At 68.8% G+C, this 9027-nt stretch carries 13 protein-coding genes and 1 pseudogene; 4 read left to right on the top strand and 10 right to left on the bottom strand.

Going from position 1 to position 9027, the window contains the following annotated elements:
* Positions 1–68 precede the first annotated feature (68 nt).
* The 10 genes and pseudogenes from ACIBK5_RS29750 to ACIBK5_RS29795 all read right to left on the bottom strand — a co-directional run bounded on the left by ACIBK5_RS29750 (position 69) and on the right by ACIBK5_RS29795 (position 7170).
* Positions 69–1466: a tyrosine-type recombinase/integrase gene (locus ACIBK5_RS29750; protein WP_399024222.1), complete on the bottom strand. Its 1398-nt coding sequence runs from the start codon at positions 1464–1466 to the stop codon at positions 69–71.
* The gene (locus ACIBK5_RS29755; RefSeq protein ID WP_033314625.1) at positions 1463–1657 is read right to left on the bottom strand and encodes an AlpA family transcriptional regulator; all 195 of its coding nucleotides are present in this window, start codon (positions 1655–1657) and stop codon (positions 1463–1465) included. Before ACIBK5_RS29755 ends, ACIBK5_RS29750 begins: the two co-directional genes overlap by 4 nt.
* Positions 1633–2930: pseudogene (locus ACIBK5_RS29760) on the bottom strand (replication initiator). The gene ACIBK5_RS29755 and the pseudogene ACIBK5_RS29760 overlap by 25 nt, the downstream one beginning before the upstream one ends.
* Before the next feature lie 155 nt (positions 2931–3085).
* Positions 3086–3334, bottom strand: a complete 249-nt coding sequence (locus tag ACIBK5_RS29765) for a SpdD protein (RefSeq protein ID WP_399024224.1) — start codon at positions 3332–3334, stop codon at positions 3086–3088.
* Between the two features lie 25 nt (positions 3335–3359).
* The gene (locus tag ACIBK5_RS29770; RefSeq protein ID WP_399024226.1) at positions 3360–3554 is read right to left on the bottom strand and encodes a hypothetical protein; all 195 of its coding nucleotides are present in this window, start codon (positions 3552–3554) and stop codon (positions 3360–3362) included.
* A gap of 14 nt (positions 3555–3568) precedes the next feature.
* Complete coding sequence (locus tag ACIBK5_RS29775) at positions 3569–3760, bottom strand: mobile element transfer protein (RefSeq protein WP_382591733.1); 192 nt, start codon at positions 3758–3760, stop codon at positions 3569–3571.
* 14 nt (positions 3761–3774) lie between these two features.
* Complete coding sequence (locus ACIBK5_RS29780; protein ID WP_399024228.1) at positions 3775–4404, bottom strand: DUF2637 domain-containing protein; 630 nt, start codon at positions 4402–4404, stop codon at positions 3775–3777.
* A gap of 80 nt (positions 4405–4484) precedes the next feature.
* Positions 4485–5861: an FtsK/SpoIIIE domain-containing protein gene (locus tag ACIBK5_RS29785; protein ID WP_399024230.1), complete on the bottom strand. Its 1377-nt coding sequence runs from the start codon at positions 5859–5861 to the stop codon at positions 4485–4487.
* Positions 5861–6217 (bottom strand): hypothetical protein, encoded by a 357-nt coding sequence (locus tag ACIBK5_RS29790; protein WP_399024232.1) that lies wholly within the window; start codon positions 6215–6217, stop codon positions 5861–5863. Before ACIBK5_RS29790 ends, ACIBK5_RS29785 begins: the two co-directional genes overlap by 1 nt.
* A 164-nt stretch (positions 6218–6381) precedes the next feature.
* Positions 6382–7170, bottom strand: a complete 789-nt coding sequence (locus ACIBK5_RS29795) for a GntR family transcriptional regulator (protein ID WP_020274970.1) — start codon at positions 7168–7170, stop codon at positions 6382–6384.
* Positions 7171–7277: 107 nt separating this feature from the next.
* Here ACIBK5_RS29795 and ACIBK5_RS29800 point away from each other — a divergent pair, with 107 nt between their 5' ends.
* From ACIBK5_RS29800 to ACIBK5_RS29815, 4 genes are all read left to right on the top strand, one after another.
* Positions 7278–7685: an NUDIX hydrolase gene (locus ACIBK5_RS29800; protein ID WP_399024460.1), complete on the top strand. Its 408-nt coding sequence runs from the start codon at positions 7278–7280 to the stop codon at positions 7683–7685.
* Between the two features lie 46 nt (positions 7686–7731).
* Complete coding sequence (locus ACIBK5_RS29805; RefSeq protein WP_399024462.1) at positions 7732–8157, top strand: ATP-binding protein; 426 nt, start codon at positions 7732–7734, stop codon at positions 8155–8157.
* Positions 8158–8222: 65 nt separating this feature from the next.
* On the top strand, positions 8223–8501 hold the full coding sequence (locus ACIBK5_RS29810; protein WP_399024234.1) for a hypothetical protein: 279 nt from the start codon (positions 8223–8225) through the stop codon (positions 8499–8501).
* The gene (locus tag ACIBK5_RS29815; RefSeq protein WP_399024235.1) at positions 8498–8878 is read left to right on the top strand and encodes a hypothetical protein; all 381 of its coding nucleotides are present in this window, start codon (positions 8498–8500) and stop codon (positions 8876–8878) included. Before ACIBK5_RS29810 ends, ACIBK5_RS29815 begins: the two co-directional genes overlap by 4 nt.
* Positions 8879–9027 lie beyond the last annotated feature (149 nt).

The raw sequence follows: 9027 nt of genomic DNA on the forward strand, positions 1-9027 counted from the left end.
GCCAGAACGCCGAAGGCCCCACCCGCTCATTGAGCAGGTGGGAGCACAGTACCTTCGGCCGACCTCAGTCAGTTCTCTATTTCCTCCTGGTCATCGCCCTCCCCGAGGAGCTCCGCGATCCGGCGGTTGGCCACGTCCTGGCGCCCGTCGAGGCACTTCGCGTACCGGCTCAACAGCACTTCGACACTGTTGCCCGCGCGTTCCGCCACCTCGGTGGGGTCGACGCCAGCGTTGAGCCACGAGGAGAGCGCGGCGTGCCTCAGGTCGTACGGTCGAGCGGCCAACGGCGAAGCCACCTGTTCCGGCGTGAGCGCCAGGTGCCGGGCCTCCTCCCAGACGCGCCAGTACGTAGTGGAGGCGACCACTCCCCCGCGTTCGTTGGCGAACAGCCGCCCGTCCTTGGCGGTGCCGAACTCCTCGATGTGGGCGAGGAGCATGCGGACGAGGCGAGGTGGGATCGGGACGATGCGGGTTTCATTCGTGGGGCGATTCTTGAGGCCGCGGTCGTCGTGAACCTCCCCGGTCCCGGTCCAGCGCTTCCCGACGGTCGGGCGGGTCTTCTCCAGGATCAGTGAACCCCACCCGGTCTCCGGCAGCGTGCAGTCCGGACGACGCAGCGCCACAGCTTCCGCCGGCCGAAGCCCACCGAAGTACATGCAGGCGAAGAGCGCGACCAGGCGTCGCCCACGGGCTCGGCGGTAACCGCCGACGTATGAGACGGCGGCCAAGAGCTCGCGTGCCTGCCGAGGGTTCACCACGACCCGGCGGTCGACTTCCTTGGTCACCTTCGGCGGCTTCCACTTCACGAGCGTGACCGGGTTCTCCGGGAGCTCCCCCAGTTCGACCGCGTAGGCGAGGGCGTTGAAGAGGACCGCGCGCTTGCGCCGTACCGTCTCGGCGGCCGCCGGAGCCCCCGATAGCCTGAGCTTGAGGGAGTCGAGGACGCGGCGGATATCTGCCGGATTCTTGAGCGTCGCCAACGGCAGTGAGGCCTTGGCCACCCAGCGAAGAGCGTTCGCGATGTCGACCGGCGGAGCTTCCTCGTCCGAGGCCTGGACGACGAAAGCCCAGCCCCGCAGCGCACGGCGCAAGACGTCGTCAGCCGGACACCCAGGCCGATCACCCAGTAGCTGAGTCGTGACGAGCGTCATCGTCTCGTTCAAGCTGTCGCGGGAGTTCGGAGCCGCGTGCGGCCACTTCATGGCGACGTACGCCCGGGCGAAGTCGTACCAGGTGCGAGACGCTTTGGCGGGTGCCATAGAGTCCGGCAGACCGGTTTCCGTGTCGAATGCCTCGCCCTTCTGGGCAGCCCGAAGAAGCTTGGCCCGGAAGTTGTCGGCGAGTGCCTTCGTCCGGAAGGTCTCGGAGAACGGCGGGGCATCGCCGACCTTCCATCGCACGTCATACGACGGCGTCTTGTACGGCCGCTTGCGGATGCCCCACACCCTCACGTCATGCGACTTCACGCCGCCTCCGCGAGCCCGTGGAGCCACGCGTCGAAGTCGCTGCGCCAGACACGGAGCTCACCATTCGGAAGCTTGATCGCTTCCGGAGCCTGCCCCAGTTCGCGCCAGCGATAGAAGGTTCGGCGGGACACTCCGCCGAGCTCGGCGAGGATCTGCGGGACAGTCATCAGTTCGTCCCGTCGGCGGTCCATGTCGGTTCTCCTTCCGTTCCGGGGGCGGGTTCGAGGGATGCGGCGAGCCAGGCTTCGGCGTCGGACAGGCCGGTACCGGCGAAGACCCAGTGGGCGAGGACATACGTCGTCTCGGGCTCAGGGCCGTCGGCTGCGGCGGCTTGGGCTCGGCGCCATTCGGCGCGGGCGTCGCGGAGGGCGCCGAGAGTGGTGGAGTAGCGGCGGGACTTGGTGGAGAAGTGGCCGCGGAATCCGAGCATGTGGGCCCAGGCGCGCAGGCGGAGGTGTTCGAGGTCCTTGCGGGCGCCGAGGAACCAGGCGGTGCGGATCAGGCGGCGGGCGTGGTCGCTGATGTCGAACTGGACGAGTTCGGCAGCGAACTTGAGCGGCAGGTCGAGAGCTCCCGTCGCGGTCTCGGCGCCCTTGGTGGCGTACTTGGCGATGTAGGCGGCGACGGCCCGTTCGGTCAGCTCCTGGCCGCCGTCGAAGTCGGCCGAACGGATGGTCCGTACGTCGAGCTGGCGGCCGAAGGTGAAGGTGTGGGCGCGGCCGTCGATGACCGGGCCCTCGACGTGGACATTGGCGGCGGCAGTGTCGATGGCATCGGTGAGCAGGTCGGCTGTTGCCCAGGAAGGAGGTGAGGTGTCGCCGCCGCTGGGACCGTCGATGCGGATGACGGCGTGGAAGTGGACCGCGCCGCGCTTCTGGTACTCGGCGACCTTGGCGAAGCTCACGCGGGCGTGCTCGCGGAACCGGCGCTGTGACAGGCCGGCGCGCTTGGCGACCTCTCGGCACAGGTAGGTCGAGAAGCGCCGCCAGAGCGGACCGGCGTGGGCATTCCACAGCACGGCGGCTTCGTAGTCGTAGGTGTCCGGGGCGAGCGGGGAGCCGAGTACGTCGTCGTCCTGGTCGTGAGGGGTGCCGCAGCGGCAGGGATGCCCACTGGAAGGACGGTTGTGGACCGGGCCGAAGCTCGGCGCGGTGAAGGTGGCGAACACGCGCGGGTGGGCGGCGACGTGTTCAGGGATGCCCTTGCCGCCTCGCAGGCCGGAGGTGATCAGGTGGAAGGTGTCGCGGCGGTAGACCTCCGCGCAGGCGGCGCAGCGGGTCGTGCGGCGGTTGTTGCAACGGACGAGGAGCTGTCCGGCCGGGAGGCTGTCGAGTCGAGGCGATGGAGGACGTTGCCGATCTCGCCGGTCCGGGTGTCGACGTCGTACTCGGTGCGGTGGCCGTCGAGGCGGATCGGGTGGGTGCAGCCGCCGAGTCCGGAGAGTTGGCGGAGGATACCCGGCAGCGTGCCCTGCGAGGCCAGGTTCACGAGTTCCGGAAGTGGAGGCGGAGTGGTGCGGGTGAAGATGGCGTTTCCCTTCTGACTTGCTTGGTCGGGAGGAAGGCGCCGGGGCGGCGAAATGCTTGGTCGTGTGCCGCCGCCCCGGAGGCCAGCGCGGTTCAGCGGCGGTGGTGGTCGCGGAGCATGGAGCGCAGGACGACAGCGGCCACGGCGACGGAGATGGCCGTAACGGCTACGGCGGCCAGGAGCGCGGTGAGGACGACCCCGCCGACGACCAGGGCCACGACGGTCTTCTGATCGATGGAGACCGACGGGAGCGAGCGCCGTACGGGCGCCTCCTGGTGAGTCGGCATATGGGTGTGTGCAGGGGGCGGGGTCGGGCTGTCCGGGTACTTGGGCAGGAACACGGCCGAGGTCTCCTTATCTACTCGTCTAGATGTGTGAGCCATTTATGACGGTCACGCCGGAGCGCGTGCCGGACTCGATGGCGGGAGCGAGGAAGGTGTGCGAGAGCCAGAAGCCGAAGAGCGCGATCAGGACGACGACCCAGGTACGGACGCCGAGGAACTTGATCGCTCCCCAGGCGAAGAAGCCGAGGACGACGACGAGCGGCAGGCTGACGGTCACGAGCGCGGGTCCTTTCAGCGGACGGGGCAGCGGTGGGTGCGGGCCGTGAGTTCCGCGGCGGCGCGGCTGTCGTAGTCGGCGGAGAAGCCGCAGCGCGGGGCGGTGCAGGCGGCGGTGTGCTTCTCCTGGCCTCGGCCGTCGAAGGAGGTGCCGACCTGGACGGGGCCGATGCGGTTGATGTCGCGGAAGCGGCGGTTGGCTGTCATGGGTTGGTCTCCCATCAGAGGTGTGCGGCGATGGCTTCCGCCATGGGCGCGGGTACGCCGAGGCGGGCGCGGAGAGTCGGTGCGTCGATCGGGGCACCGGTGCGGGTGTGATGCTCGGCGGCGACCTTGCGGGCATGTTCGACGAGGGCGGCAGGGACGGGAACGGCAGGGCGTTCGGGCGGTGGCTCGATGGCTGGCTGCGCGGGCGGTTTGGGGTCGGGAGCGACGTCCTGGTGCTTGAACTCCTCTGGCTCCTCCACGTCGTCGTGAGCACTCGGCTTTGGCGCGGAGTGGGCGAGGAGAGTGCCGCCGAGGAAGGCGACCGCAGGCCAGCCCGCGACGAGGATGCGCAACCAGGCCGGGACCTGGTCCAGGTCGAGGAGGCCGGCGGTGGCGACGTTCGCACCGAGTGAGGCCGCGAGCGCGATTACGAACCAGCACCACCCGGACGCTTTCGCCTCCCCCGATCGCAGCCGACGCCAGGCAGCGACGAGCAGCAGGTCAACCGAGATCGGGTAGGCCCACGCCTTCCACCCGTCCTGCCCGGCCGCTGAGGCGATGTCGTGCAGGTGGGCGAAGGACAGCGCGGCTGCGATGACGGCCTGGACGAGTACCGCGTCAACGCGGGCCAGTTGGGCACGCACGAAGCGACTCCTTCCGGATTCATGGGAGGGGTAGGGACTTGGCGCAAGGCGGTCACGCCGACCGGGGTTGTTGGAGGAGGTCAGCCGGTAGCTGGGCGGGGCTCGATGACCGGGGCCGGAGACTCGACCGGCCGTACGGCCACCTCCGGCAGGAAGGGCTTGAGTACGGGCACGTCCGGCACCAGGTGGGCGGACTCGCGGCAGGTCGCCGCTGCATCGCTGAGGGACAGGTACGGCGTACGGATGCGCGACCAGCCGCCGGAGGTGTCACCCGCCACGGCCAGGCCGGGGCGTTCAGGTGCGATGGCACATGCAGCCGAGACCGCCTCGGGGGCGATGTCGCCGAGCGCCATTTTTGCGGAGGCTTCGTCGTTCACTCGGTGGCAGACGCGGCCGGTCAACTGGGCCCGCAGCATGGTCGCTCCCTTGCCTAGCTCGGCGCCGAAGCGTTGCCCGCAGACCTCCAGGTAGATGCCCGCCGCCCTGCCGAGTTGGGCGAGCCGGATGAGCTGGGTGACCATCTCGTCTCGGCGCTCCTCGTCCTTCCTGGTGGCGACGAGGAAGAGTTCAGCCACCTCGTCCACGAACAGCACGATAGGAACCGGGCGTTCGTGCTCGGGCAGTCCCCAGATGTCCGAAGTGATCTCCTCGGCCGGAGTGCCTGGGGCGATGCCTTGCCGGGTTTTGATCAGGTCGTATCGGTCCTCCATTTCCTTCACGAGGACGGGCAGCAGCTCGGCTGCCTGCTCCGGGTCGGTGGCCAGTGCGGAGAGGCGGGCCGCGAAGGGTGCCAGCTCCACACCGCGCTTGCAGTCGATGCCGACTAGGGCGACCGGCTGAGGGGCGAGTCCAGTGATCAGGTGCCGGAGATACATGGACTTGCCTGACAGGGTGGCGCCGAGGGTGAGTTGGTGGGGCACTGTCTGGTAGTCGCGTACGAAAGGCATGGCGTCTTCCCGCAGTGCCACCGGCACCTGAAGGAACCCGGCGTCCGCCTTGCGGGGCATCCGCACCCGCCGCAGCACGTCGAAGCCGACCAGCCGAAGCTCAACCACACCAGGCTTGACGGTCGAGACGTACACGGCGTGAACGCCCCAGGCGTGCCGCAGCCGTTCGGCCGAGGCGGCGACGTCGGCCGGTTCCTGCCCCGGAGCGAGGCGGAGCCGGAGCCGCAGACCTGTCGAGGTGGGCCGGATGATGCCCCGACGCGGCGGTACGGGCCGGACCTCTCGGCGAGTGGTGGCCTTGACGGCCAGCATCCGCAGCCGGGACGGAGCCACGGTCAGGCCGCAGGCTTCCATGACCGAGCCGTAGGAGCTGAGGAGCCGGGCCGTGGATATCGGAAGGCCGACCGTGGACCAGTACACCCCAGGGTACTTGGCCCGGGCGTAGGCGGCCCCGCCGCCGAGTGCGGCGACAGGACCACCCACCTCCAGGAGTGTCGTCAGGTCGGTCATCAGGCAGCGGCCCCGGTGGAGGCCGGGAACGCGGCCGGTGTCACGGCGGCGGCGCGGTAGGCGATGCCGTGGCGCTGCTGGCCGTTGAAGACGCTCTCCCACGGCCGGGCCACCAGACCCGGCAGCGAGACCGGAGCCCCGAGCGCGAGCCCCTCGGACACTCCGCTCTCCGGAACGGTGACCTTGATCAGCGACGACTCGCCGTCCTCCAGGTAGACGACGCCGAGCGTCATCAGAGCCTCTCCGCTGGTGGTGTCCTTGGCGATCTCGCCCGTCTGCCGGTCGCGGACCTTGGGCTCGGGCGCCTCGGTCAGCAGGATCGTTGCGGCCGAGGTCTCTACACGGATGGTGCGCAAGACTCTTCCCATCTACTCGTCTATACAAGATGCGGTGTTCGAACCCGATCTCCGGGAACGGCAACTACCTTGCCACACAACTCGCCCACTCGTCTATACGAGTAAGCCTGTTGGGGTGTACGAGTTCGGAGAAGCCTCCCCGCGCACCACCGCCGATCAGGCGCTCACGTCGCCGGGAGCTGGTACGACAGCACGTACGCGTCGGCCGCCATGACCGTGTCACAGACCTCCACAGCCCGCCCCTCCTGGTCGAACGCGGTGCGGATCAGGTGAATGACCGGCACGCCGGAGGCCAGCCGCAGCGTGCGCACCTCATCGGGCGAGGGCATCCGGGCGCGGATCTCTTCCTCGAAGTGGTCGAGGCGGTGCCCCAGTTCCTCAAGCCGGGCGTAGATGCCGCCAGGCCCGGGGTTCGGCTCGGCGATCGGCGTGCCCCGCGCGATGTCGAGCGGCAGATACGAGGTGGCGAACTCCACCGGCCGGCCGTCCAGCAGATACCGGCGACGCCGGGCCAGCACTCGCCGAACGGACCCGAGCCGGGTGGAGACGTCCTGGCTGGCCTTCTCCTCCTTGACCTCAAGGCTGTCCACCTGCGGGTGACTGCCGGCGGCGTCGGCCTCCACGATGAACGCGGACTTCCCCTGCTCGCGGTGACGCCGGGCGAACCGGTCGGAGGCGAGCCGTCGCACCGGCGGTCGTGGTCGCACGAAGACGCCCTTGCCGTGCTCGGCATGTACCAGGCCCTCGCCCTGGAGGACGGAGAAGGAGTTTCGAACCGTCATGCGGGAAACCCCGTAATGCTCGACTAGCTCGGCCTCGGAGGGCAGCTTTTCGCCCTCCTTGAATCGCCCACGGTCGATGGCCTCGCGCAGCTGGTCGGCGATCTGCCGGAAGACCGCACGATCGCTCGTGGGGTCGAGGTCGCCGAGGAGGCCGGAGGAAAGAGAGGGCACGTGTACTCCTTTAGGTATCTAGACGAGTGGGCGAGCTTTGTTGCTACCGTGGAGAGCCTAGCCAGCCGAGAGGGCAGAGGAACGTGAGCACCGAACGTCCGCACTCCGTGAGCGTCGCCGGAGTAATCGTCGACGACCAGGACCGCGCCCTCTTGATCAAACGCCGTGACAACGGCCACTGGGAACCCCCGGGCGGAGTCCTCGAACGTGAGGAAACCATCCCCGAGGCCCTCCAGCGCGAAGTTCTCGAAGAGACCGGCATCAAGATCGCGCTTCCTGCGACCCTGACCGGGATCTACAAGAACATGAAGGGCTTGATCGTCTCCATGGTCTTCCGCTGTGAGGCTGCCGACGGCACGCCCACCACCGGGGACGAGACCCGCGCACTGCGCTGGGCCACCCGTGAAGAGGTCATCGAACTCGCCGACGAGGCATACGCGATTCGCGTCCTGGACGCATTGGACGCGGTAACCCCGCCAGCCATACGCGCCCACGACGGCGTGAAACTCGTCTAGCCCGAACCCGCTGCACATGGCGGCCTACCAGCACGAAGGAACTTGTATGCACGAGTATACGAGCACCGCCCGGGTCTGGGGACTCACTTGCCCAGGTTTTCCGGAAGAGGTCAGTCGGGCCCGTCGCTGGACTCGGGACATCCTGCGCGGATCCCCTCTGGCCGACGACGCCGAGCTGATCGTGAGCGAGCTGAGTTCGAACGCGATCCTTCACACGGCCAGCGGCACGGCATCCGGCAGCTTCCATCTGGCCCTCGCAGTCTCACGACAGGTGGTCGCCTTGTCGGTCACAGACGCCGGAGGCACCGGCATGTCCCCCAAGGTCGAGCACCAGGACCAGGACGCCGAACACGGCCGAGGGCTAGGCATGGTCAGCGCACTCGCGCACCGAGTCATGGTCCACAACAGCCAGGCCGGCCACACAGTCACCGCGGAACTCTTCGCGAGCGCACGACCAGGAGGACGCGCATGATGACGGCGACTCCTCACGAGCGCTTAGCCACAGCAGGACACGGCCCTGCATACCGCTGCTGGGCAGTGGCCTACCCCGCGTACGAGACCCGCTGGATCTCACTGGGAGCACTCGACACGGCGAGTCCCCGCCTCGCACTGCGTTGGCTGCGCGAGCAGACGAGGAACGTCACTGACCAGCTCGACGCAGCGTACGCCCAGCCGGGACGCTACTGGTTGAGGGACGAGGCCGAGCACGAGCGTGCACTGGCCTACCTGACCGGGGGCACTGCCTACCAACTCACCCTGTACGACGAGAACACCCGCTACGTGCTCGTTGCCTATCCGCCGGGAGTGACCTCGTGACCGGACTCCCGCGCGGCTACTGGTGCGAGTGCTGGACCGAAGACCTCGCCAACAGGGACGAGCAACCGGCACTGCACGCTTCATTCGACGCATACTCCGCACTCCAAGCAGACCGGTGGGTAGCAGTCGCGCTCAGGACCATCACCCCGGCACTGGACACCGCAGCGTGCGACGAGGCATGGGCGTGGCTCTACGAGGAACGGGCCGAGACGAGAAGAGCCCTCCTGCGATCTGAGCCCTGCACTGTCACCGTCACGCACGCCACCACCCGCATCACCTGGACGATCCGACCAGTGCTCTTCCTGCCCCTCGCCCACCGCCAAGGCCGCGAACTTCCAGCCTGCTCACACGATTTCAAGCCCCGCGCCACAGACTGAGTTACAACTTTCTCTACTGGTTCAAGGCCCGCGCACGGCGCGGGCGCGGGGGGGGGGGGGGGGGCGGGGGGGGGCCGGGGGGGGGCCCCCCGGGGGCCCCGCCCCCCCCCCCCCCCCGCGCCGGGGGGGGGGGGGGGGGGGGCACCCCA

This window comes from Streptomyces sp. NPDC050546 (assembly GCF_044457425.1).
Classification (GTDB): Bacteria; Actinomycetota; Actinomycetes; order Streptomycetales; family Streptomycetaceae; genus Streptomyces.

Coding starts and splice junctions, on each gene's coding strand:
- ACIBK5_RS29755 (WP_033314625.1), bottom strand. CDS start 1,657: ATGGACCGCCGACGGGACGAACTGATGACTGTCCCGCAGATCCTCGCC.
- ACIBK5_RS29785 (WP_399024230.1), bottom strand. CDS start 5,861: ATGACCGACCTGACGACACTCCTGGAGGTGGGTGGTCCTGTCGCCGCA.
- ACIBK5_RS29805 (WP_399024462.1), top strand. CDS start 7,732: ATGCACGAGTATACGAGCACCGCCCGGGTCTGGGGACTCACTTGCCCA.
- ACIBK5_RS29775 (WP_382591733.1), bottom strand. CDS start 3,760: ATGACAGCCAACCGCCGCTTCCGCGACATCAACCGCATCGGCCCCGTC.